22 protein-coding genes, 6 pseudogenes and 1 riboswitch are annotated in these 22,178 nt (G+C 41.3%); of the genes and pseudogenes, 18 read left to right on the top strand and 10 right to left on the bottom strand.

Features of this window, described 5'->3' with window-relative positions; genetic code table 11:
- The first annotated feature begins 3 nt into the window (after window positions 1-3).
- Window positions 4-563 (top strand): annotated as a pseudogene (locus JCM19055_RS24480) (glycine betaine ABC transporter substrate-binding protein).
- 238 nt (window positions 564-801) lie between these two features.
- Window positions 802-1,671: a glycine betaine ABC transporter substrate-binding protein gene (locus JCM19055_RS16955; RefSeq protein ID WP_042360568.1), complete on the top strand. Its 870-nt coding sequence runs from the start codon at window positions 802-804 to the stop codon at window positions 1,669-1,671.
- A gap of 106 nt (window positions 1,672-1,777) precedes the next feature.
- Here JCM19055_RS16955 and JCM19055_RS16950 read toward each other — a convergent pair.
- The 4 genes and pseudogenes from JCM19055_RS16950 to JCM19055_RS16935 all read right to left on the bottom strand — a co-directional run bounded on the left by JCM19055_RS16950 (window position 1,778) and on the right by JCM19055_RS16935 (window position 5,567).
- Window positions 1,778-2,502, bottom strand: a pseudogene (locus JCM19055_RS16950) (AAA family ATPase).
- A 326-nt stretch (window positions 2,503-2,828) separates the two neighbouring features.
- Window positions 2,829-3,248, bottom strand: a complete 420-nt coding sequence (locus tag JCM19055_RS16945; RefSeq protein WP_042360567.1) for a GNAT family N-acetyltransferase — start codon at window positions 3,246-3,248, stop codon at window positions 2,829-2,831.
- A 102-nt stretch (window positions 3,249-3,350) separates the two neighbouring features.
- Window positions 3,351-4,538 carry a class I SAM-dependent rRNA methyltransferase gene (locus tag JCM19055_RS16940; RefSeq protein ID WP_042360566.1) on the bottom strand — a complete coding sequence of 396 codons (1,188 nt, stop codon included), beginning with the start codon at window positions 4,536-4,538 and terminating at the stop codon, window positions 3,351-3,353.
- Between the two features lie 492 nt (window positions 4,539-5,030).
- Entirely contained in the window at window positions 5,031-5,567 is a 537-nt protein-coding gene (locus JCM19055_RS16935) for a DUF2294 domain-containing protein (RefSeq protein ID WP_052366472.1), read from the bottom strand.
- Between the two features lie 177 nt (window positions 5,568-5,744).
- On the opposite strand from JCM19055_RS16935, the gene JCM19055_RS16930 reads away from it, so the two are divergent.
- From JCM19055_RS16930 to JCM19055_RS24470, 5 genes are all read left to right on the top strand, one after another.
- Window positions 5,745-6,917, top strand: a complete 1,173-nt coding sequence (locus JCM19055_RS16930; RefSeq protein ID WP_042360565.1) for a GAF domain-containing sensor histidine kinase — start codon at window positions 5,745-5,747, stop codon at window positions 6,915-6,917.
- Window positions 6,889-7,542, top strand: coding sequence for a response regulator transcription factor (locus JCM19055_RS16925; RefSeq protein WP_081833801.1), 654 nt, complete (start codon window positions 6,889-6,891; stop codon window positions 7,540-7,542). The genes JCM19055_RS16930 and JCM19055_RS16925 overlap by 29 nt, the downstream gene beginning before the upstream one ends.
- A gap of 113 nt (window positions 7,543-7,655) precedes the next feature.
- Window positions 7,656-7,898, top strand: coding sequence for a Rieske 2Fe-2S domain-containing protein (locus JCM19055_RS25775; protein WP_081833800.1), 243 nt, complete (start codon window positions 7,656-7,658; stop codon window positions 7,896-7,898).
- Window positions 7,835-8,650, top strand: a complete 816-nt coding sequence (locus JCM19055_RS24475; RefSeq protein ID WP_052366471.1) for a hypothetical protein — start codon at window positions 7,835-7,837, stop codon at window positions 8,648-8,650. Before JCM19055_RS25775 ends, JCM19055_RS24475 begins: the two co-directional genes overlap by 64 nt.
- Window positions 8,651-8,850: 200 nt before the next feature.
- Entirely contained in the window at window positions 8,851-9,537 is a 687-nt protein-coding gene (locus JCM19055_RS24470; RefSeq protein ID WP_152549948.1) for a hypothetical protein, read from the top strand.
- Window positions 9,538-9,911: 374 nt separating this feature from the next.
- Here JCM19055_RS24470 and JCM19055_RS16915 read toward each other — a convergent pair.
- Window positions 9,912-10,348: pseudogene (locus JCM19055_RS16915) on the bottom strand (Lrp/AsnC family transcriptional regulator).
- A gap of 128 nt (window positions 10,349-10,476) precedes the next feature.
- Between JCM19055_RS16915 and JCM19055_RS16910 the strand changes: the two are divergent.
- On the top strand, window positions 10,477-10,887 hold the full coding sequence (locus JCM19055_RS16910) for a carboxymuconolactone decarboxylase family protein (RefSeq protein WP_042360564.1): 411 nt from the start codon (window positions 10,477-10,479) through the stop codon (window positions 10,885-10,887).
- A 547-nt stretch (window positions 10,888-11,434) separates the two neighbouring features.
- Window positions 11,435-11,962, top strand: coding sequence for a hypothetical protein (locus tag JCM19055_RS16905; RefSeq protein ID WP_042360563.1), 528 nt, complete (start codon window positions 11,435-11,437; stop codon window positions 11,960-11,962).
- A gap of 287 nt (window positions 11,963-12,249) precedes the next feature.
- On the opposite strand, the gene JCM19055_RS30185 is transcribed toward JCM19055_RS16905, so the two are convergent.
- Window positions 12,250-12,420 carry a hypothetical protein gene (locus JCM19055_RS30185; protein ID WP_265182295.1) on the bottom strand — a complete coding sequence of 57 codons (171 nt, stop codon included), beginning with the start codon at window positions 12,418-12,420 and terminating at the stop codon, window positions 12,250-12,252.
- 136 nt (window positions 12,421-12,556) lie between these two features.
- Between JCM19055_RS30185 and JCM19055_RS16900 the strand changes: the two genes are divergently transcribed.
- The 6 genes from JCM19055_RS16900 (at window position 12,557) to JCM19055_RS16875 (ending at window position 17,465) form a co-directional block, all read left to right on the top strand.
- Window positions 12,557-13,519: an NADP-dependent oxidoreductase gene (locus JCM19055_RS16900; protein WP_042360562.1), complete on the top strand. Its 963-nt coding sequence runs from the start codon at window positions 12,557-12,559 to the stop codon at window positions 13,517-13,519.
- Between the two features lie 87 nt (window positions 13,520-13,606).
- Window positions 13,607-13,713: riboswitch (TPP riboswitch) on the top strand.
- A gap of 83 nt (window positions 13,714-13,796) precedes the next feature.
- Complete coding sequence (locus tag JCM19055_RS16895) at window positions 13,797-14,393, top strand: thiamine phosphate synthase (RefSeq protein WP_042360561.1); 597 nt, start codon at window positions 13,797-13,799, stop codon at window positions 14,391-14,393.
- Window positions 14,393-15,502 carry a glycine oxidase ThiO gene (gene thiO / locus JCM19055_RS16890; protein ID WP_042360560.1) on the top strand — a complete coding sequence of 370 codons (1,110 nt, stop codon included), beginning with the start codon at window positions 14,393-14,395 and terminating at the stop codon, window positions 15,500-15,502. The genes JCM19055_RS16895 and thiO overlap by 1 nt, the downstream gene beginning before the upstream one ends.
- A complete protein-coding gene (thiS, locus tag JCM19055_RS16885) occupies window positions 15,471-15,674 on the top strand; it encodes a sulfur carrier protein ThiS (RefSeq protein ID WP_042360559.1) in 204 nt (67 codons plus the stop codon). The genes thiO and thiS overlap by 32 nt, the downstream gene beginning before the upstream one ends.
- A 4-nt stretch (window positions 15,675-15,678) precedes the next feature.
- Window positions 15,679-16,443, top strand: coding sequence for a thiazole synthase (locus tag JCM19055_RS16880; protein ID WP_042360558.1), 765 nt, complete (start codon window positions 15,679-15,681; stop codon window positions 16,441-16,443).
- Window positions 16,440-17,465, top strand: a complete 1,026-nt coding sequence (locus JCM19055_RS16875; RefSeq protein WP_042360557.1) for a ThiF family adenylyltransferase — start codon at window positions 16,440-16,442, stop codon at window positions 17,463-17,465. The genes JCM19055_RS16880 and JCM19055_RS16875 overlap by 4 nt, the downstream gene beginning before the upstream one ends.
- 62 nt (window positions 17,466-17,527) lie before the next feature.
- On the opposite strand, the pseudogene JCM19055_RS16870 reads toward JCM19055_RS16875, so the two are convergent.
- From JCM19055_RS16870 to JCM19055_RS16855, 4 genes and pseudogenes are all read right to left on the bottom strand, one after another.
- Window positions 17,528-18,089, bottom strand: a pseudogene (locus tag JCM19055_RS16870) (beta-class carbonic anhydrase).
- Between the two features lie 89 nt (window positions 18,090-18,178).
- A complete protein-coding gene (locus tag JCM19055_RS16865; protein WP_152549947.1) occupies window positions 18,179-18,382 on the bottom strand; it encodes a hypothetical protein in 204 nt (67 codons plus the stop codon).
- A 151-nt stretch (window positions 18,383-18,533) separates the two neighbouring features.
- Window positions 18,534-19,567 (bottom strand): annotated as a pseudogene (locus tag JCM19055_RS16860) (DUF2332 domain-containing protein).
- 128 nt (window positions 19,568-19,695) lie between these two features.
- Complete coding sequence (locus tag JCM19055_RS16855; protein WP_370543198.1) at window positions 19,696-20,052, bottom strand: GNAT family N-acetyltransferase; 357 nt, start codon at window positions 20,050-20,052, stop codon at window positions 19,696-19,698.
- Between the two features lie 155 nt (window positions 20,053-20,207).
- Between JCM19055_RS16855 and JCM19055_RS16850 the strand changes: the two genes are divergently transcribed.
- The 3 genes and pseudogenes from JCM19055_RS16850 to JCM19055_RS16845 all read left to right on the top strand — a co-directional run bounded on the left by JCM19055_RS16850 (window position 20,208) and on the right by JCM19055_RS16845 (window position 22,177).
- Window positions 20,208-20,483, top strand: a complete 276-nt coding sequence (locus tag JCM19055_RS16850) for a TetR/AcrR family transcriptional regulator (protein ID WP_052366469.1) — start codon at window positions 20,208-20,210, stop codon at window positions 20,481-20,483.
- Window positions 20,470-20,799, top strand: a complete 330-nt coding sequence (locus tag JCM19055_RS24465; RefSeq protein ID WP_052366468.1) for a hypothetical protein — start codon at window positions 20,470-20,472, stop codon at window positions 20,797-20,799. The genes JCM19055_RS16850 and JCM19055_RS24465 overlap by 14 nt, the downstream gene beginning before the upstream one ends.
- Window positions 20,796-22,177 (top strand): annotated as a pseudogene (locus JCM19055_RS16845) (DHA2 family efflux MFS transporter permease subunit). Before JCM19055_RS24465 ends, JCM19055_RS16845 begins: the two are co-directional and overlap by 4 nt.
- Window position 22,178: the final 1 nt, after the last annotated feature.

The raw sequence follows: 22,178 nt of genomic DNA, 5'->3' as shown, positions 1-22,178 counted from the left end.
GAGATCGACCTCGGTATTTCTGCTTGGTTACCATTTACGGATCAGCAATTCTTAAGTTTCGACTCTGACAACATCGACACTCATGAAGAAGGGTTGCTTTATGAAGGTACCGAGATGGGGCTGGTTGTTCCGGAGTACATGACAGACATACATACCATCGAAGATTTGAACAACTACGTTGAGGAGTTAAATGGACAAATTATCGGCATTGACCCTGGTGCATCGCTCTCAGCAATTACAGAAGAAGAAGTACTTGATCACTACGGGCTTGATGATTTCACACTCCAAACATCTGCAGAACAATCGATGATTACAGCACTTGATACAGCATACAACAACGAAGAACCGATTGTTGTAACGTTATGGAGCCTCATTGGACGTTCGGGGAATACGATCTGAAATATTTAGATGACCCTGATCAAGTGTATGGCGAAGGCGATGATATTTACTATATGACGCGTCCTGGATTAGATTCAGAAATGCCTGAGCTGATTGAATTCCTCAACCAAATTCACTTTACAGATGAACAACTCTCTGACTTACTCGTCTCCAGAGTGAACTAGGTAACGAATCAGATGCCGTTGATCAATGGATGGAAGATTATGCGGATGTTGTTGATGAGTGGATGGATACAGAATTATAACAAAACAAACGCTTGTTACGGTGATCGTGACAGGCGTTTATTTATGTTGGCTCTCCGTTACAAAAGTTATAAAAATTAAGTATGCTATACTAAATCACAGGGGGAGAGACTACATATGAAAAAAATTTCACGTATTAACAGCTTCGACTCTGGCAATCATGTTGCTTGCAGCATGTGGAGACGATTCAGTAGACCAAGAAGAAAATGAAAACGCTTCGAACGAAGAAGCTACTGATGAGAGTGCTAGTGGTGACATTTCAATCGGCTTTAGTAATTATGCAGAAAGCACTGTCATTTCCGCACTTTGGGGAATTCTACTTGAAGAGCAAGGATATGATGTAACCTTAAATCAAGTTGAAAAAGCCTTCTTGTTTTCAGGTGTTGAGAATGGTGAACTTGACCTCGGTTTTGCTCCGTGGTTGCCTTTTACAGACCAAGCTTACGTCCAACTTGACTCAGAAGTCATTGATGTTCAAGAAGACGGTGTGCTCTACGAAGGAACTGAGATGGGCCTTGTTGTCCCTGAATATATGGAAGACTTGAATACCATTGAAGATTTGCAAGATTACGTTGACGAGCTTGATGGGACGATTACTGGAATCGACGGGGGCGCTTCTCTTACACAAATTACCGAAGACGATGTGATGGACCATTACGGACTCGATGACTTTGAACTTCTCACTTCATCTGAGCAAGCGATGGTGTCCGCTCTTGATACAGCTTACAACAATGAAGAACCAATCGTTGTAACCTTATGGAGTCCACATTGGACATTTGGAGAGTATGACTTGAAGTACCTTGAAGACCCAGATGTCGCTTACGGTGAAGACGATGACATCTACTATATCGCTCGTAACGGACTGCAAGATGAGCAGCCAGAACTGATTGATTGGATCAATAATAGCTACTTTGACGATGATCAATTGTCTGAGCTACTGCTCTATCAAAGTGAAGAAGAAAACGACGAGGCAGCTGCTAAACGTTGGATTGAAAACAACCAAGACTATGTTGATAGCTGGTTCGAATAAGGAGACAGTCCCCCCACTCAAAAGGAGTGGGGCTTTTTCATTAAAAATAAACTTGTAAATCAAGTAGTTTATTCTTACTAGATCATTTGCGATCGAGCCTTTATCGTTAACTGTCGCTGAATAATTCTGAAAGGAGCTTTTCTCTATTATCTAAAAATGCTTTTGTAATTTGATAATGATCGGTCTCTTCATACTCAATCTTAGAAATGTGATTGTCATCAAATGATAGAATATCTGCATCAGGATACCCTAATAAAATTGGTGAATGTGTAGAGATGATGAATTGGGAATTGCCCTTTTGAACCAAGTCATGCATGATTCTTAAGAAGGATAGTTGCCTTGTCGGTGATAAAGCTGCCTCTGGCTCATCCAACAAGTAAATGGCTTTCCCTTTAAACCGATGGAGAAATAAAGATATAAATGACTCTCCGTGAGATTGATGATGAAGGGAACGTCCGCCATAATCTCGAAAGCCGACTTCATCTACATCATCAATGTGAGAAGCAAAATGATAAAAGGATTCTGCACGAAGAAAAAAAGCCGTTTGTCACCTTAGGCAACCACGAAAGTCTGATGTAGTCCCCTAATACAGCTTTTGAAGCATGAACCTCATAGTTATTGTTACGCCCACCGCCAGCCGTATTAAATTCACATACGTCCGCTATTGCCTCTAACAATGTAGACTTCCCGGAACCATTTTCCCCTACAAAAAAAAGTTATATTTTTCTCTATATTTAACTCGTGCAGATTTTTGATGACTGGTATTGAAAAAGGAAATTCATTAAACGAAGAAATGTTTGTCCGTAATAAGCTAATTTTCTTTAAGAACATGTAGGATCACCTATTGAAAGAGTATCATCCCTAACGATTAGTGTGAAATTCAATCGCAATCGCGGGAAACAAATCTACAAACATTGAAACGATTATATGCATTCAACTAGTCACTCATTGTTTTTGGTGCTCTCTTATGTTTAGAGAAAATAACAACAACAATACTGCATAAATTGATTAGAAATAACATTATGTTATAAGTACTAGTCGCACCTTCCAGTAAATATGTGCCGTACCTTAGACTGTTCAATGCTAAAACGATTAACAAAAAAAATATATACTTTATTATTCATGTCAGTCCCCTTTAAGCCCCGGAATACGGTCACTCACAACCTCTTCCTCAACATAATCATTACATCGTCCGATTCATTTGTATGTGTTCCTGTAATGCAAAATCCTGATCGAATGTTAAGCAGTAGCATGTCGCGCCACCGGTTCATTGTCTTCGTTTCGACGTGTGTGAACCCTCGCTTCTTTAATTCACGGTGTTGTGCCAAAAGCAATTGTTCTCCAATTCCCTGTTTTCGTCTCTCTGGATGAACACCGCCTAACCAACTATAAAACGTAGACTCATTTTGAGCGTATCCAAGCTTATATCCAATAAGCTCTTCTTTGTCCCAAGCCATCGTTGCAACAATCTCTGGTTTGAAGCGAAACTTCTCTACGACATTATCACTGTCAAAAATTCGTTTATGTAATCCGTTTAGTTTTTCATGATTAATCTGTGTACTCGTGACAATGTTCATCGCGTTATCCTCCCTAGTTCGTGATCCGAATACAAAAGAAGCCGACTAACGGTGACACTGCATACACTACATGTCCGCCAATCGTGCTTCATGATCTTACTCTTAATGCTTTCGAATGAACAATACTTTTAAATAACTTCCTTCCACATAAGCATTGGTCGTTTTAAAATCATCGGGTAATCCAAACTCTTCTTCAATCGTGAACGTCGAGTTCTCTGCTTTAAAAGCTTGGTCCACAAAACGTTTGAACTTATTCATCGGAACATTCGCTGCGTTTGTTGACGCAACAATGGTTCCACCACTTCTTGTAATTGCGATTGCTTCTTGCAAAAGCCCTTTATAATCATTCGCAACACTAAACGTCTTCTTCTTTGAGCGCGCAAAGCTTGGTGGGTCGATGACAACAAGATCATATGATAAGTCTTTTTTGAGAGCATAAGAGAAATATTTGAATACGTCCATGACAATGATTCGTTCGTTTTCAACTGGGAGCCCATTGACGAGAAACTGTTCTTCCGTTTTCGCTCGACTACGGTTTGCTAAGTCAACACTCGTCGTCTGTTTCGCCCCTCCAAGTGCTGCTGCCACCGAAAATGCCCCCGTATAAGAGAACAAGTTTAGAACATCTTTTCCGTATGCGTACTCGTCGCGAATTTTCTTCCGAACGTCTCGTTGGTCAAGAAAAACCCCTGTCATCGGCCCGTCGTTTAAATTCACCGCAAAGTGCATGCCATTTTCTTGAACGAGCATTGGGAACTCCCCGCGCTCTCCAGTTACAAAGTCATCTTCTCCCTCATACTTACCGTCGGTTGCAAAACGTTTTTTCTCATAGATGCCGACTGGTGCAACGACTTTTTGCAACGCTCGTATAATCTCTGATTTAAATGTGTAAATACCCTTGCTATAAAACGTAACAACGCAATGCCCTGCATAAACGTCAATCGTTAGTCCACCTATGCCATCCCCTTCGCCGTTAAACAGTCGAAAAGCCGACGTCTGTTCATCTTCGCGAATGACCTTACGGTCGTTGAAGGCTTTTTGAAGGGCATTTGTAAAAAACACATCGTTAATTTGTGTATGTTCATCCTTCGTTAAAACCCAACCGTGACCGATGTTTTGTTGGCCATAATAGCCTCGACCGACAAACCGACCTTGTTCGTCTTGAAACGTGAGAAGTTCCCCTTCATTCACGTGATACGTTTCAGGTCTGAAATACGTTTTATATATGAGAAAGTTGCCTTTGCGAATTGATTTTACCGCTTCTTCGTTAATCTGAATTGTTGTTCCCATAAGTCTACTCACCTCGAATTGACATTATAGCATAGCGACTCAGCGAACTTCACATCGCAAGGGGTCGTTCCGTTTATTTCGTGCAGTAGGGACAGTATTCATATCCTTTATCAAGACATTGCTTTAGTTCATCTTCATCATACGCTCCTTCCCTACCTTCAATTGGGCTATTGTGAAACTGGCACTCATCTCTTACAAATATTGAGCGATGAATGCTCTTTTTTTGAATGGTCGATTAAATACTTCAAATTCTCATCCCCTCTAAAATAAAAAAAGCCAAAAAGAGGAGACGGTGTCTCCTTTTTTTGGCTTATGTCCGGCTTTCTTTCCGGCTCATTTCTACCTGTTATTTTTTTGTGGTAACAAAAACAATATAGCTACGATCACTATCAAAATCCCAATCCACATAAATATCTTCAATGGATTGACCGAGCCATTGTTTAAAATCTCTTTGATGCAAAAGCCCTTTCTCGAGCTTTCGCTTCGTTAGCTTTAATTGCTCAATATACCTTCTTTAATCAATTCTTGCTCAATTCGTACGAGAATTCCAGAACGAATGACGACGAGCGTTCGATCATTCATATAAAAAGAATCGATTCTGTCTGGCTGTCTTTCAGCAATCCGACTAATCGTAGCAATTTCTTCGTGGATTGCTTTTCTATGATCATAATCTTCATAAACGGTATCTTTCTGTTGGACATCTACCGTTCCAATAATAATTCCTGATCGGTTCTCCAATGACCAGTCATAAAAAATCTCTTGTACAGGAACACCACATTGAATCCGAATCATTGCTTTCATTTCTGGTAGGATCTCTTCCATAAGTATGTCACGGGATTCTTCAACTTTTGATCCACGCTCTTGTTTCAACAGCACACGTTCCATTGGTGCTAAAAACTCTCGTAAATGAATTGAAAACATCGAGCCTTTTAATGTGACATAGACAGAACTAGGCCCTTTTCCGAAATGGTCACGCAATAATTTACCGACATAACTAGACATCTCTGATTCAACAGCTTGGTTGTTCACACATACTCATCCTTTATCTAAGATCAGGACAATAAATCCTAATCCATCTGCGATTGTAGTCGTTAATCTTCTCTTTTGTCAACGTGTCCAACTTTTTCCCTAACCATACCTACTTAAAACATTACACTGTTCAACCCTTCATTCCTCATCTAAACTAAATACAGGAGTTGATTTTTCATGCATGACCAACAAACAGAAACGTATCATTTCGCGCTTAACACCCAACGTGAAATCTCTGAAACGCTTAATCAAAGTACAGATATTTATGAAACGTTGCAAAGTTCTTTAGAAAAACTTTTGAAAATGATGAATTTAACGACAGGTTGGATTTTCCTCGTCTATGATGAGAATCAGTATGAACTTGCTGCTCATCATCAACTTCCACCTGCTTTAGATGAACATGAACAAACAGTCATGAGAATGGATCAAGGCTGTAGTGATTGTTATTGTCTCAACCGCTACAATGAGGATCGTCTTACAGAAGCGGTGCAATCCATTCGCTGTGCGCGACTAACCGATGCAAAGAAGATGAACCCAAACGCTGATACATCAGGTCTGACCCATCATGCAAGTGTTCCACTCACCGTTCGCGGTGCAAAAGTTGGCTTATTAAATTTAGCAACGCCTGGCATGAGAGAATTCAGAAACGATGAACTACTTTTACTTGAATCTGTTGCCTATCAAATTGGAGCGACTGTTGAACGCATCCGTCTATACAATAAACAAAGTGAGATGCTCATCACGCAAGAACGAACTCGGCTAGCACGGGACTTACACGACTCCGTAAAGCAAAAATTATTCGCCCTTTCTTTAACTGCTAAAGGCGTCGAATCACTCAGTAAAGACGTTCCTACAATTCAAGAAGCTGCGAGTGATATTAACACGTTATCTCAAGAAGCACTCTTTGAAATGCAAAGTCTCATTTGGCAACTTCGACCTGAACATGAAGAAGATTCGGTATGCGAGGCATTAGAGAAGCAAGCGTTACGTCTAGGTCTAAAACCTCACGTCCAATGTGCTTGTATTTCTATAAACGAACCGGTTCAGCAAACCTTCATTAAAATCGGTCAAGAGGCGATTTTTAACACATACAAACATTCTGAGAGCAATACGGTTAAAATTGAATTGAAAACACACGATGAAATTGTAGTATTAACGATTGAAGATGAGGGAGTTGGTGGTGCCCTTACGATCCCTGGACGGTTCGGAATGAAAAGCATGCAAGAACGTGCGGTGCAAATTGGCGCTACGTTGTCCGTAGATAGTCCAACAAATAAAGGTACAAAAGTTGAAGTCCAACTTCATAAGGAGGTTGCTTGTATTGAAAACGACTGTTTTACTCGTGGATGATCATAATGTCGTATTAAAAGGAATGCGGTTCTTTCTCGAAACGAAGAGTGATATTGACGTGATTGGTGTCGCAAATGATGGCGAACAAGCCTGTTCACTCGCCCTTCAAACGAAGCCAGACGTCATTGTCATGGACGTAATGATGCCAAAGCTAAATGGAATTGAAGCGACAGAACAATTAAAACAACTACTCCCAGAAAGCAAGATCATCATCTTAACGAGTTCACTCGAAAAAGAGCATGTGATACCTGCTATTCGTGCAGGTGCAGATGGATACCAATTAAAAGACATCGACCCTGACGACCTGTATCAAACGATCCAAAACGTTGCTTTAGGCAACACTCATGACGCGCTACACCCTCAAGTGGCTCGGCAACTTATGACACATGTTGCAAAAGACGATGACTCAACAAAGTTTGCACAACTAACCGTACGTGAAGCGGAAATCTTGCGGCATGTGACACTCGGTAAAAGCAACAAGGAAATCGCATCTGATTTATTTATTACTGAAAAAAACCGTGAAAACACATATGACGAACATTTTCTCAAACTTGACGTTCATGACCGAACGCAAGCTGCGATTCTTGCGTTAAGAAACCAATGGTATACCGACATTCAGACTTAGGTCTTACATTCATGTAAGACCTTTTTTGTAGTGTTCTTTTAGTCATCTGCACGATGTGACCTCGTTGCTTTCCTTAGATAATGAAAGGAGAACATCAAGGAGGCGGATGACAAATGAATTGGCAAAGAGCTTGTACGATGACCGCGTTACAAAAAGATCGAGTGAAAGTTATTAAAGGTGGGATCGCTGTCTTTTTACATGAAGATCACGTGTTTGCCATCGATAATCGTTGTCCTCATATGGGATTTCCTTTACATATGGGGAGTCTTAAAAATGGAATCTTAACGTGCCAATGGCATCACGCACGTTTCGACCTTTCAAGCGGAGGAACACTCGACCTTGGGCGGATGATTTAATCAAATACGATGTAGACGTTCAAGACGGAATCGTTTATGTAGATGTTTCTCGGAAAACCGATGATGTAACGACTTATCATTTAAATCAGCTACAAAAAGGGTTAGAGCAAAACCTTAGCTTATTGATCGGTAAAGGAATTGTTGGCTTATTAACCCATGACACGAAACACGTTCAAGATATTTTACATGCCGGGATCCACTTCGGAACAACCTCTCGTCATGCAGGCTTCGGGCGCGGGTTAACGACACTCATTGCGATGGTAAATGTACTTCCGAAGTTATCACAACGAGTGCAAGTTCAAGCGTTATACCAAGCGCTCGTTATGGTTGCAGAAGACGCGTCAAATACTAAACCAAAGCGAAAACTTTCCCCATTAACAACAGAAGCCGAGACGAACGAACGCTGGTATGTCTGGTACACCGATTGTATTAACGTCCGAGATCCTGAAGGTGCAGAACGAATCTTGCTTTCCGCTGAAAAAGCATTATCAAAAAAAGCATTGTCACAACTCGTATTCCGAGCAGTAACTGAACATTATTATATGGATGACGGGCACGTACTTGATTTTCATAATAAAGCCTTTGAAGCATTAGAACTGTGTGACGCTGAGTATCATTCCGACATTTTGGCGTCATTACCAATCATTGCAACAAGCGCAGAACGAAGCGAAGAAAAATCCCGTTGGCGCGCACCCATCGATTATTATGAACACGTTGAAACCGCACTTAAAGAAATTGAAACAGGACCTTAAACGATAATTCAACCTTTGATGAAGCAGACTTTTTAGCAACATTACTACAGGCCCAAGATGGAAGTTCCATCGATGCGCTTAAAAATTACTATATTCAAGGCGTCCCGTTAACCAAACTAGCACAGATTATTACGTTAGCAGCAGCAACGCGCATCGTTCATTTTAGTACACAAAATGACTTTGATGATTGGAACACCGTATTGCATACGTTCTCCCATGCCCATGCTGTACATGCGTCTTCGTTAAGATCTGAAGATCCGACTCTTATTCGGGCATTGATGCATACTGTCGTCAGTCTCTCACTTGATTCCTTCTTAAACATTCCTGCTGCCAAACGACCGAAACCAGTGCGGCTAGAAAACGACCAACTTGACCACTTCTTAGACCTTTTTGACACGCAACAACCGGTCGACACTGCAGCATCTTGGGCATTAAGCTACGCCCATCAACACAGTGATGTATGTCCGCTCTTCGCAGCAATTGGAGAAGCGATGCTCCGTGAAGACGCAAAGTTCCATACACTGCAAATGTACGAAGCCGCATGTTTTGAATACGACAAGTGGGACAAACAAGATGTTTCATTTGCAAAAGAAGCCAAAGATACCCTTCTCATCGCTTTAACCCGCTACGTTGCTGCCCACTCACCGACGCAAGAGAACTGCCACGTTTTGCCGATATTGCATGGCGATTGCATCGTGGTGAGAAAGTGTTTGAGCAAGAATGAAAGGTGGAGTAAGGATAATCCTTACTCCATCACTCACTTTAGCGTTATTGATCACCTTAGGTTTTTGATTCATTTAGAATTCAGTACTGAAACTAGTAACCTTAAAATTGCAGAGGCTACACAGAATATGGGTGTTAACAATAAGAAGAGCAAAGGCGCGTAATCAGCGTTAAGCATACTGATCGCTACGATGAGAACGACGGCTACAATGGATAAAACAATCGGTCCTTTAACCTTACCTAATTTAGCCACAAAAAAATTAGCGGGGGCGATGATAAACATCGTCACTAATGCAATGCTAAAAAAAAGAAATGATTATATCCAGAATCCATTCACCATGTATAGCTAGAGTGATCTCATCACTATAACCTTGCAGAATCCCTACAAAAAAATGCATACAACACACTAACAACAATAGAAGTAAATGCCATGTCTACATACAACTGGTTTAGTTTCATAAGAGCACCCTTTCTCATTTATAGGGCTTTCTCGTCAATGGCATTATATGAACTTGTCTCAAATAAATCAGCTTCGCCTTTAAGAACTGTATGCTTGATTCGTCTCAACTTCAGAAAAGATAAAATGAGTAACCGTTTGTGCAATTGGGCTAACTTCATCAATAAATTGTTCTGCGTGGCAAACGTCTCGAACTGCATTTTAAGCATATAACAAGCATTCCCAGCAATTCGGTAACAGAATTCTACGTTGGGGAGTTCTTCAACAAAACGTTTAAATGCTTTATAATCGCCATTTTTTATCGTTGCTTCAATCATGCATTGGATCGGCAACTTCAATTTCTCATAATCCACGTCCAACGTATACCTCTTGATCACTCCGAATGATTCCATTTGCCTCACTCGTTCTGTCACAGATGGGGAAGATAGGTTAACTTTTCTCCCTAACGCACTCATAGATAAGCGACTATTATTGTGTAATTCATCTAAGATCCTTCTGTCAATATCGTCAATTTTCATATTAAACGTTTCTCTCCTATAATCATTAATTTAACAAATTAAACTATCAAAACTATTAATGATTTTAATTCATTCTAGTCGTTTTATTCACTATACTATAATTTGACTATAGCAAGGGGGAATGAATAATGGCAAGAATTGCTCAATCAACATTCGGAGAAACTCCATTTCAAAGACTGCTTGGACACAATCCAGAGATTATGGAACGTTGGAACCAATTAGATGAGGCATTCGAAGGGTTGTCATCAAAACTCAAGGAACAAGTACGAAGAACGTTAGCTCAAAGTAACGGCTGTGACTATTGCAAAGCTAAAGGCAAACCAGATCCCTTAGAATACGATGAAAAAACTTCTATTGCCGTGGGATTTGCAGAAGTCTTTTTGAAACAAAGGGGAGGCATTCCGAACTCAACCTTTGACGTTTTAAAAGAATCTTTCTCCGAAAAGGAAATCAGTGAGCTGTGTGCATTTATCGCTTTTACAACCGCTTCGCAACATTTTGGTGCACTGATAAAATTGGAGCCCAGCACTAGAACTTAACGTTGAAAAACCCCTACACATTAACGAGGTAGGGGTTTAAAAGCTAGTAATGTTCCCTCAAAGACCGGTTTGAGGTTACGAAATTAGTTCAGAGAACAGCAATACAACTCCAGCTAAGAACATCACACTGAAAAATATTGCGATTGCCATGAAAATAGTTGACCTGACTTTCTTTGCTAATAACTTGTTTCTGTACCACTTTATATACAAAATCGCAGACAGCACTAGGAAAAGGAGCGTTTCCAAGATTAATTGTATAACTATATTAATCATTAAAAAGCCTGATAAACTAAGCATAGGTATGACTAATAACCCAAATGCGATCCATAAAAAAACCTTCCATTCTAAACAGCTTTTCAAACGTTTCTTCGTGTACAGTCATATAATTCCCACCTTAGTTCAATAAACTAATTCCTTTTTCAACATATACCCCGGTTATTTTACCATCAACCTTATAGATGACATATCGAATAACCGCATTAATAATTAGCAAACCGGGGTATTGTGTAAAGGAGAACTAGTTCATTCTTAATCGAGGAGGAATAGTATGTATTTGTATCATGTTTATACTGACAGAGACTCCACGCCTAAGAAAATTCATCATGCATTAAAGAACGGATTAAATTCAGAAAATGCTTCGATCTGGCACGGGAAAGGGTACGCTTCTCTATACCCAACACTTATTAACGAAGTAAAAAAAGGAGGAGCCGATTATCGGTTAGACTTTGAAAAATCTTTCAGAGTAGAGCAGTTTTCACATCAATTTTCCCACTATTTAAGGTTCCCTGCTAAAGACTATCAAGTTTATGTATTTAACATAGATACTGCCCAACAAATTGTAGATTATTATGAAGAAGCAATCTCTATTGAATTAGGCGAAGGTAAAAAAGGTGATTTCACTGCCGGCCTACTTCCTCTAGAAACTCTACTGGAGTTGTATTGGGATGGCAGGATCCCCATTCAACGTTATAGTGATTATCCAGTCTATGAAAGGCCAGAGTTTGTATGTTTCCAATCGATTTCCTCAAAACATTTAGATGGTTATATTGATGGAAAGTTGATTATTAAAGACTAACTGTTTTTTTTACTTGTTCGCTAAATGTCCCTTATAAAAATTGCCCCTTCATTATTTGCTAATCCCTTAGAATTAAAACTTCCTAACAAAATACATCCAAATAAATTAACAGCTACTATCTTCTTTACGACCTCTATAAACGAAACTTAAATTAATATTCTGTAGCTGTTTTTGATTTAATTTCGGAGGTGTTAAGATTGTCAAATAGTTTGAGTGAATTCATCTATATCAGTTCTTTAATTTTAGCCCTCGTTGTTTTTTTCACTACTATTTATCACAAATAATGCTTATACACTCATTATTTCCGGGATCTCCTTAATGGTTGTAGGTACAGCTATTTTCTTCATCTTCATTTTATCAGCGGGTAGTGCTGACACTTTAGGAATAGGAATGGCTGGTCTAACTGTATGGATTGTATTTTCAATTGTCTCTACTATTGTAATCATTGTCGGTGCCATAAAAAGTAATAAAAGTTCGCATTAGTTACTTATCCTCCTCGGCAGATACCCTTTATAATTATCTTTTCTGAAATTCATGATTGACGTGTAAATACCAAGATGAGCGGGAATGCAGGTTGGACAGGAGGTTTTACACATGAAAGGCATTGGAATTAATCATTACGGAGATGAACGTGAACTTACCGTCGTTGATCTACCTGACGTTACAATAGGCGCAAATGATGTGCGCATCTCGCTACGAGCAAGTGGCGTGAACCCGATCGATTATAAATTACGTGAAGGTTACTTGAAAGACGCGTTGAATTTCCAACCACCACTTATTCTCGGTTGGGATGGCGCTGGAGTTATTACGGAAATTGGAGCTTCTGTTGATACATTTTCAGAAGGAGATGCGGTTTACTTCCGTCCAGAGCTCACTGAGTACGGGACGTATGCGGAAGAAATCGTTGTCGATTCTTCACTCGTACAACCAAAGCCAGAAGAACTTTCTTTTGAACAAGCAGCTTCTCTACCACTCGTTGGCTTAACGAGTGTGGAAGGGTTAATTGATGTTGCCAACGTTCAAGCTGGACAACGCGTGTTGATCTTAGGAGGAAGTGGCGGTGTTGGTACCGTCGCCATTCAAATGGCTAAAGCGCTCGGCGCACACGTCACAACGACATCAAGCTTTAAGAATCGTGAATTTGCGAGCGCTCGTGGTGCAGATGAAGTCGTTGCCTATGATGAAAATGAAGTCATTCAAGGAGAATTCGATGTATTGTTCGATGCGGTTGGTGGTGCTCCTTATCACAAAGCGATTTCCCATGTGAAAAATGGCGGTATTGCTGTAAGCATCGCAGGTGGCGGTAGCCAAAACGATGACGTGAAGAAAATTGAAACAGAGAAACTAATTCAAGTTCATAATATCTTTATGAATCCGACTCCGAATAAGATGAAACGTCTTCATGAATTCGTAACGAAAAAAGACGTCTATCCGGTTCTCTCGCACACGTATCCGATGACAGTTGATGGTGCTAAGAACGCGCATCTTGACAGTGCTACGGAACGTACGACAGGGAAAATTGTCTTAGTGCGTGAACAAGACGCACCCATAGAGTAAATGAAACGAGAGCCGAGTGGCTCTCGTTTTTTACGTTCTTGACGAGGTCAAAACGCATTGCTATGATGACAATACAATAACTATACAAAAAACTACTAGGGGTGCCCTTATGTTATGGGCTGAGATGAGTGAAGACTCAAACTCTTGAACCTGATCTGGTTTATACCAGCGGAGGAAAGTAGATGATGCAGTGTTTTGTTTGAGTTCGCAACAAGACAATTCTGCCGTCCTTTTCTCAAAGGGCGGCTTTTTTTGTATTGAGGAGTTGAAAATCACCATGAAATGGCATCTGATTACAGATGAACAAATCCCCTTCCATATTCAAGTACGTACGCTCAAACAATGCGCGAAAGAAGTTGAACTTCTTCACGTTCGCAATCAACATGCATCACTACAACGGTTACGCCAACAAATTGAACACTTATTACGTCTTGGATTTACGAAGCAACAACTGATCTTAAACTACCATACAGAAGCGGCAATCGCTTGGGGGTTAGGTGGCATACATCTTAAAGAAACACAGCTTGACCAGTTACATGATTTAAAAAAAGCACACCCAACCATGACAATTGGTGCTTCAGTCCATGATTTAGATGCCGCGCAATACTGCGAAGATCAAGGGGCTGATTATGTATACGCAGGGCATATTTTTGATACACCTAGCAAACAAGACACACCTGGACGAGGGCTAGATTTTTTACAAAACATTGCATCCAATGGATTGGTGCCCGTTTACGCGATTGGAGGCGTGACGACTCATAACGCCACTCAATGCCTTGAAGCAGGTGCACATGGGGTTGCAGTCATGTCTGCAATCTGGCAATCAAATTCTCCAAAAACAACTGCACGTCAATTTACGAAAGGTGATCAATAATGAACCAACGATCGTATGACGTCATCATTATTGGAGCTGGGATTGTCGGTCTTTGCACAGCATTTTATAGTGCCAAGGCTGGTTTACGCGTCGCAGTTCTAGATCGCTCCACCCCAGGCAGCGGAACAACGTCGAAGGCAGCAGGCATGCTCGGTATTCAAGCTGAATTTCGTTCGCCGAATCCGCTCTATCATTTGGCTAAAGAAAGCATCGCACTTTATAAGACACTTACCAATGAGCTTCTAGAATATCAGACGACCTCTCTTGATTGGACTTCTTCTGGTGCCATTAAACTTGCGTTCACGCATTCTGAGCACAAACAATTGTCTGATATTCAACCTTGGCAAGTGCAACATGGTGATCGTGCTGAATTGCTAGACCGACAGTCTCTGCAAATTCTTGCACCTGCCGTCACTAAAGAAGCTTGTGCAGGTTTGTATTTCCCAAATGAAGTTCACGTTCAGCCGAAACAGGTCGCACGAGCCTTTGAACACTCATTATATGAATTAGGTGTAGACGTATTCCCTTATACGACAGCTACTTCCGTCTCGTCAAACCGTGTGACGACACGTACCGATACACTTTATGGCGAACAGATCGTGATTGCAACAGGCCACGAATCAATTGCAAATACCCCTTGGCCTGTAACGCCCGTTAAAGGAGAAATCATCAAAGTACGACCTCGACGACAGTTAAGTCAACAAACGATCTTTTACAATGGCTGGTACGCTGTGCCAAAACAAGATGGTGAATGGCTACTCGGTGCAACGTCAACGCATAGTGAAGATACGACGATTTCCGTAAATGGTGTCTTGGAATTACTCACGAACACCCAAGCTTTTTTACCTGATCTTAGAGATAGCGAGATCACAGCAATGTGGTCTGGAATACGCCCGAAAAGCACGGTAGATTCCCCTTTCATATCGCCCCACCCGACACTTCACAGCGTGTGGTTAGTAGGTGGACATAACCGTAATGGCATCTTACTCGGTCCAATCACTGGAAAATGTGTCACAGAACGCTTATTAGGCAATGAAGTAAATGATGCGTTCACTTCAATAAAGGCAGGTGAGCACATTGAACATCATCATCAATCAGAAAAATCATAATTTACCTGATTCAATATCAAGTATTCAAGAATTGCGTAGTCATTTTAATTTGCTAACGACGAACGTCATGATTGAACACAACGGCGTAGCACTTACCGCCGACCAACAAGGCCAAATTCAATTAGAATCTGGCGACAAAATTGAAATTGTTCGATTTGTAGGAGGAGGATAACAAGATGTTACACATTGGAAACTACTCATTTGAATCTCGATTATTACTAGGCACAGGAAAATACGAAGACGCACAAACACAACGAGAAGCAGTGATTGCTTCAAAAACCAATGTCCTCACGTTCGCTTTAAGTCGCATTGACCTAGACAATATCGGTCCGGATCCGATTGAACACTTGTCTCGCGAGGAATTCACATTATTACCGAATACGGCAGGTGCAAAAACTGCCGACGAAGCCGTTCGGCTTGCTCGCCTTGCACGTTCATCAGGAATTTGCGACATGATCAAAGTCGAAGTAATTGGAGATCCACCAACATTACTCCCTAACCCTGTTGAGACATTAAAAGCTACAGAAATTCTTTTAAATGAAGGGTTTACTGTGCTCCCTTATCTCTCTGATGACCCGATGCTCGCAAAGGAAGCAGAAGCACTTGGAGCGCACGCGATTATGCCTGGCGCTTCACCAATTGGAAGTGGTCTTGGCATTGTTAATCCGTATAACCTTCAACTTATCATTGAACAATCCAAAGTACCGGTCATCGTTGACGCCGGCATTGGCGCTCCGCACGACGCTTGTGAAGCGATGCAATACGGCGCAGACGGAATCCTCCTAAACAGCGCTGTGGCAAAAGCAACTGATCCTGTAAAAATGGCGAATGCGATGCGGTTAGCCATCCTTGCGGGTAGAGAAGGTTATGAAGCAGGGAGAATCCCCAAAAGTAACGTAGCAACCGCAAGTAGTCCTCAGGAGAACTGGGCAAACTCATGAACAAATATGTGAAACAAGAGCGATTCCACGGGATCGGGCAACTCGGACAAAAGCGGCTTAGAGAAAGCCATGTTCTCATTGTGGGTGTTGGTGCCCTCGGTTCAATGAGCGCAGAAATGCTTGCTCGTGCTGGAATCGGAGAGCTCACCCTCGTTGATGGGGACTTCGTAGAAGAGCATAACTTACAACGACAGCTCCTCTATACTGAACTTGATGCCAAAACGCATCGAGCAAAAGTTAAAGCAGCAACAAAACGACTGCAAGAAGTCAATTCCGAAGTTAAGGTCACGGGGTGTTTTCAATCACTTCACAACGAGAATATTCAACAGTTACTGCAAGGTGTCGATGTCATCATTGACGGCACTGATAACTTTGAAACACGATTACTCATTAACGATGCCGCTTATAAATGGGGGATTCCCTGGGTGTATGGTGGATTGTCCGGAAGTTATGGTCTGAGCTTACCATTTATTCCGAATCAGTCCGGACCTTGCTTTCGCTGTCTTGAGTCCTTTCTAACAGACGATGAAGATTGCGACACTCACGGAGTGCTCGGGACGACTGTGCAAATGGTTACCGCCCAGCAAGTAACAAGCACTTTGAAGATCCTAACTGGTGACAAAGCTCAACCATCCATGTACAAATTTGATTTATGGGAGAGTGATGCGGGGTATATTCAAGTCCACTCGTTGAAACAACCTTCATGTAAAACGTGTAGTGGTGAACGAACGTACCCAACATTACGCACAAGCCAAATGAAGCGACACATCCAGTGGCTATGTGCGTCATCTGGCGTTCATATTCGTCCTAAAGAAGCTCAGAATTTGCACCTTCCTCGAGATCGTTGTAGCAATCATTCATGGACCTACCTTCCGTTTTCAGATGTCTGTATGCTTCGTAAAGCAAATCGTCAAGTGATGTTATTTCAAGATGGGCGAGCGACGATTCGCGGTGTGGCGACGACAAACGAAGCAGAAATGCTGTACGATGAAGCACTTGCTTTCCTATATGAACAAGTCTAAATAAAAAGGCAACAACAAGACTACGACTTGTTGTTGCCTTTTTTTAAACTTTTCGTTTGATTTTAAGAATGAGCAGCTTCCCCGTTTACAACAAGATCTAACTTGCCGGTTTCAGGGTGAATAACGAGACCGTGAACAGGAATATGATCTCCTAATAATGGATGGTTTTTAATGATTTTGACACTGTTTCTCACACTATCTTCAACGTGTTCAAATCCAGTGAGCCACGTATCTAAATCAATGCCAGCGTTTTTTTAAGACGTCGATCTTCTCTTGAGATACACCAGATTGTTCGATGAGCGTATCCGGATGCAATTGCGCCATTCCACAATCATGATGACCGACTACATAGACTTGCTCTGCTCCTAAGCTATTAATAGCTACAAGTATGCTTCGCATAATACTTCCAAACGGATGAGAAATAACTGCGCCAGCGTTTTTGACGATCGCTGCATCCCCATGAGAAACATTCATCGCTTGTGGAACCATTTCTACAAGTCTCGTATCCATGCACGTTAAAATGACAATCTTTTTATCAGGGAACTTAGACGTATTAAACGTCTTAAAGTCTTCATTGATAACAAAGTTGCGATTATGTTCTAGTACATTTTCTAAGTGTGACATCGAGCACACGCCTCCCCAAATAAACTCAAAATCGTTTCTATTAGGGTACACCTAAATGAAGCATTTGACTATGATTGATTGATAATTCATCACTCGTGCTTAGAAGTGCCTTTCGTTTTACTAAGTCGCTCGACAATTGGCAATACCAAAGCCCAAGCTATAAATGTTCCAAGAAACGCAGAGAAGCTTGCTAGCACGTGAACGCTCCCTAATTGAAACTCTGTAAAGATTGCTGTCACGACGCCAACTACAATCGCAAACCCGATCGCCTTTATTAAACGTCTATTCATCATCAATCACCTCGTTATTGGATGATTCTTATCCTACCTAAATCCAACAACGTACAGTGTAAACAATGCATAAGTGGTTCTGATTAACGTTTAAGAAACTGCATTTGCAACATGAAAGTCACAGTTGTAAAAGGAAAACGCTTCTCATGCCCCGCTAATTAAGCAGCCATTCAAACCATCTGCCATGCCCGTCCGTCTCTCCGATCACATGAGTTTCTTTTGTACCGTCGATGTAGGAATCAATCCGCAACTTGGAATCTCGCATATTGTTGTAGACGTGAAAAAGGTTCCTGGTGGCGCCAAGGTCGTTTACGGTCTCTTCTAGTTGTTGTTTTAATGACTCATTGAACTGATTCGCCACATGAGTATGGAAAACACAGACTGTAGAATGCGAAGGACATTTTTCAACTAAAGATGATAGATACGACACACCGTCCGCTTCAATAAGCTGTGCCTTTTGAGATTGAACGACTCTGGCTGCTTGTTCAAACAGCTCTCTTCGCTCTTGATGTTCAGCCAATTAAAGCATCTAACCAAAGACGGTCCTCTTCTTTACTTACGTCATTAATATGTAAATCAACACCAATTCGAGCAGCGACTGGTGGCGGTGTGCTCGGTAAGTACGTCGGGTTAATGTCTCCACCTTTTACGCTCGACGTAATATGCACATCTGCAAACGGATTCCCGTATACGAGATCTGTTTCATATGAGTAGCGATACTGATCCCAGAACAGCTGCAATCCTGCGCTCGTGCCAATTTCAATGCATGACAGTGGTTCTTGAACTTTTTCATAAATATAAGAGAACAATGGGTATAAATAAGCACAACGACGAACTTCATTCGTTTGAACTAGCTTTTCATGTAACAGTGTTGTTAGTTCACTTTCATGCGTTTCACAAAAACTCTTAAACTCGGTAAACGTGTGCGCATCAATAGGCTTTGGTTCGTCAGTAACACTCGCATAATAGTCAGCCACAGGGTGTTTAGTTCCCTTTAATATCAAGTAATGCACAGACGCAAAAAAACAAATTCGCAACCGGTTGACCCTTCCGAGCTTCTGCACTTAACGTTAGCAAGGAATCATCCTTTGCAACAGCAAGCGCCAAATGTTTATATAATTCACTTGATTGCTCGCACTCATCGATAGCAAATCTTTCGAAACGTTTTCTATACACCGTCACATCCATATGAAAGCCTCCTCACAGATTCATAACTTATTCTTCTCTAACGTCACGACCAAACCCTTTTATTCGTCTGCTCAGAACTGTCTTCGTATTACGCTTTCTTTTGGATGATGTAACAATTGTCGACCAACTCAAACCCTACTTTTGGATAGTAATCCATCGCTACGTTTGAAGCTCGAAGGATGAGCGTAACGTTGTCTCCGATTTGTTTTTTTTGTCTCTTCAATTAAAGCACGCCCAATCCCTTTTGCTTGAACCTGTTGGTCAACGGCCAAGTCTGATAGGTAACAACAATAGCTATAGTCCGTTAAGCTCCGGGCAACCCCAACAAGTTTCTCTCCGTCCCACGCCGTAATGAGCAAGTTGGCATGTTGGAGCATTTGATGCAAACGGTCAAGGTCATCAACCGGTCGCTTAATTCCTGATGCTGCAAATACTGTTGCAAGTTGCGCGGGCAAAATCTGTTCGTTCACTTTAATTTCAATCATACGTACACACTCCTCTAGTTCGATGTATTTAGGTTACCTATTACACTATTAACTGGAAAGAGCCACATTGTTAATCACGCTACGTACCAAGAGTACCTTGACAACAGTTCTATACACTGAGATGATCAACCTAACGAACGGTAGGGAGGATAATAATGACCGCAATAAAAATTCGCAACGTTGCTTTGCATCACTTTGCAAACCTTGACTATGACTCAGTTTCACTCCAACAGATTGCTGAAGATGTTGGAATTCGTAAAGCATCGTTGTATGCACATTATAAAAACAAAGAAGACATTTTCTTTCACGTATTAAATCATGCTATGAAACTAGGGAAGCGAGCGATTGTAGCTTTTTTTGTTAATCATAAAGATCAACCCTTACAAACAACTGTGCACTCTTTTTTTCCATTGGTTTATGAAAGAAAGTGATCAAAGCTTAGAGTTAAAACTTATGATTCGTGTATTGTACTTTCCACCAAAACACGTTTCTTGCGTACATTATACGAAGCCTTTTCTAACTGATTTAGAGCGGTGGTTTGCTCGATACATCCTAGTCAAACAACGCGACGAACATCTTAACTTTACGTTACCTGTACAACACATCTCACTCGCGTTTTTAACCGTAGCAGAAGGTTGTCTGATTGAATTCTTCTTCGCTGAGAACCCGCGCTATGAGGAACGGGTTCGAGCCATCTTGCCGATCTTTTTTTCAAGGCATTCACAAGGGAGGTTCGACAATGAATGAACACAACGGTTCAATATAAAGGCGTCGTTACCGTTATTTTGGCATCGGCGTTTTTATTTTCATTTAGTCAGTTTTTATTGATTACGGCATATCCGACGATTATGGATGAATTTAATGTGAATGCTACACAAGTGCAGTGGCTAACGACGGCATTTCTACTAACGACAATTATCCTCATCCCGATGACTGGCTATTTATCGAACATTTTCCAAGCCAAAACGCTCGTAATCTTTTCTTTACTATGCTTGTTTATTGGCACGCTTGTAGGGGGACTAGCCCTAATTTCGGTACACTCATCATTGCTCGGGTCGTGCAAGCCGTCGGTGCGGGAATTGTCTTACCGCTCGTACAGACGATACTGTTAACTGTGTTCCCATACGAGCGCAGGGGGTTTGCGATGGGGTTACTAGGTGCGGTGGTGAATGTTGCTCCCGCCAGTGCACCGTCGATTTCTGGCATTGTGATCGATCTGTTCACTTGGCGATCTTTGCATTGGATTCTTCTTCCTCTCATTGCATGCACATTAATCGTCGCCATTGTTCAGATGAAAAACGTCTTGCCGATGAGACCTGCGAAGTTAGATCTCTTTTCCATCGTGCTTTCAGCCATTGGCTTTGGTTTTTTTATCTTTGGATTAAGTATGATCAGTGTTTATGGCTTTACAGACACGTTAGTTATCATTCCGATAGTGATTGGGGTTGTCTCTCTATTCTGTTTTATTAAGCGACAGCTCAAGCATTCTTCGCCTGTATTAAATTTGGCATTATTCAAGCACTCAACGTTTCGCCTAGCGATGATTTTAGTATTCATTAACATGATGCTTTTATTATCTGCAGAAACGATCTTGCCGATGTTTGCGCAAGATGTGTTAGGAACGAGTGCGTTTTTATCAGGTTTTGTCCTCGTACCTGGAACCATTCTACTTTCAATCATTACGATTATTAGTGGGAATTTGTACGATCGTTATGGAGGGAAAACCATTGCACTCATTGGCTTTAGCTGTACGACAGCTTCGCTACTCTTACTTAACACCGTAACGATGGACAGTTCACCATACTGGATTATGCTTCATTTTTGCTTATTTATGGCAGGGTTTGGATTAACGTTAATGCCCCTTGTGACCGTTGCAATGAATGCCTTGAGTCAAGAAGACATCGCTCATGGTTCTGCGATCGTCAACACTGTACGTCAGTTTGGAATGACATTCGGAATTATTTTCTTATCGACCATTATTAGCGTTACAGCGAGCACCATCAATGCACCATACGATGTTGGTGCATACTGGGGAACTACGTTTGCGTTAGTTGTCATGGCATTGCTCTCGTTGCTTGCGCTCATGCTAACGTTCTATTTAAAGGAACGTCAGCCTCTTCGTTAAA

Source organism: Geomicrobium sp. JCM 19055 (assembly GCF_000698185.1).
Classification (GTDB): Bacteria; Bacillota; Bacilli; order Bacillales; family Marinococcaceae; genus Geomicrobium_A; species Geomicrobium_A sediminis.
The sequence above is the reverse complement of the archived record's forward strand: the minus strand, read 5'-3'. Positions and strand labels throughout refer to the sequence as shown.

Coding starts and splice junctions, on each gene's coding strand:
- JCM19055_RS16955 (WP_042360568.1), top strand. CDS start 802: ATGTTGCTTGCAGCATGTGGAGACGATTCAGTAGACCAAGAAGAAAAT.
- JCM19055_RS16945 (WP_042360567.1), bottom strand. CDS start 3,248: ATGAACATTGTCACGAGTACACAGATTAATCATGAAAAACTAAACGGA.
- JCM19055_RS16940 (WP_042360566.1), bottom strand. CDS start 4,538: ATGGGAACAACAATTCAGATTAACGAAGAAGCGGTAAAATCAATTCGC.
- JCM19055_RS16930 (WP_042360565.1), top strand. CDS start 5,745: ATGCATGACCAACAAACAGAAACGTATCATTTCGCGCTTAACACCCAA.
- JCM19055_RS25775 (WP_081833800.1), top strand. CDS start 7,656: ATGAATTGGCAAAGAGCTTGTACGATGACCGCGTTACAAAAAGATCGA.
- JCM19055_RS24475 (WP_052366471.1), top strand. CDS start 7,835: ATGGCATCACGCACGTTTCGACCTTTCAAGCGGAGGAACACTCGACCT.
- JCM19055_RS16910 (WP_042360564.1), top strand. CDS start 10,477: ATGGCAAGAATTGCTCAATCAACATTCGGAGAAACTCCATTTCAAAGA.
- JCM19055_RS16905 (WP_042360563.1), top strand. CDS start 11,435: ATGTATTTGTATCATGTTTATACTGACAGAGACTCCACGCCTAAGAAA.
- JCM19055_RS30185 (WP_265182295.1), bottom strand. CDS start 12,420: ATGGCACCGACAATGATTACAATAGTAGAGACAATTGAAAATACAATC.
- JCM19055_RS16900 (WP_042360562.1), top strand. CDS start 12,557: ATGAAAGGCATTGGAATTAATCATTACGGAGATGAACGTGAACTTACC.
- JCM19055_RS16895 (WP_042360561.1), top strand. CDS start 13,797: ATGAAATGGCATCTGATTACAGATGAACAAATCCCCTTCCATATTCAA.
- thiO (WP_042360560.1), top strand. CDS start 14,393: ATGAACCAACGATCGTATGACGTCATCATTATTGGAGCTGGGATTGTC.
- JCM19055_RS16880 (WP_042360558.1), top strand. CDS start 15,679: ATGTTACACATTGGAAACTACTCATTTGAATCTCGATTATTACTAGGC.
- JCM19055_RS16875 (WP_042360557.1), top strand. CDS start 16,440: ATGAACAAATATGTGAAACAAGAGCGATTCCACGGGATCGGGCAACTC.
- JCM19055_RS16865 (WP_152549947.1), bottom strand. CDS start 18,382: ATGATGAATAGACGTTTAATAAAGGCGATCGGGTTTGCGATTGTAGTT.
- JCM19055_RS16855 (WP_370543198.1), bottom strand. CDS start 20,052: ATGATTGAAATTAAAGTGAACGAACAGATTTTGCCCGCGCAACTTGCA.
- JCM19055_RS16850 (WP_052366469.1), top strand. CDS start 20,208: ATGACCGCAATAAAAATTCGCAACGTTGCTTTGCATCACTTTGCAAAC.
- JCM19055_RS24465 (WP_052366468.1), top strand. CDS start 20,470: ATGAAAGAAAGTGATCAAAGCTTAGAGTTAAAACTTATGATTCGTGTA.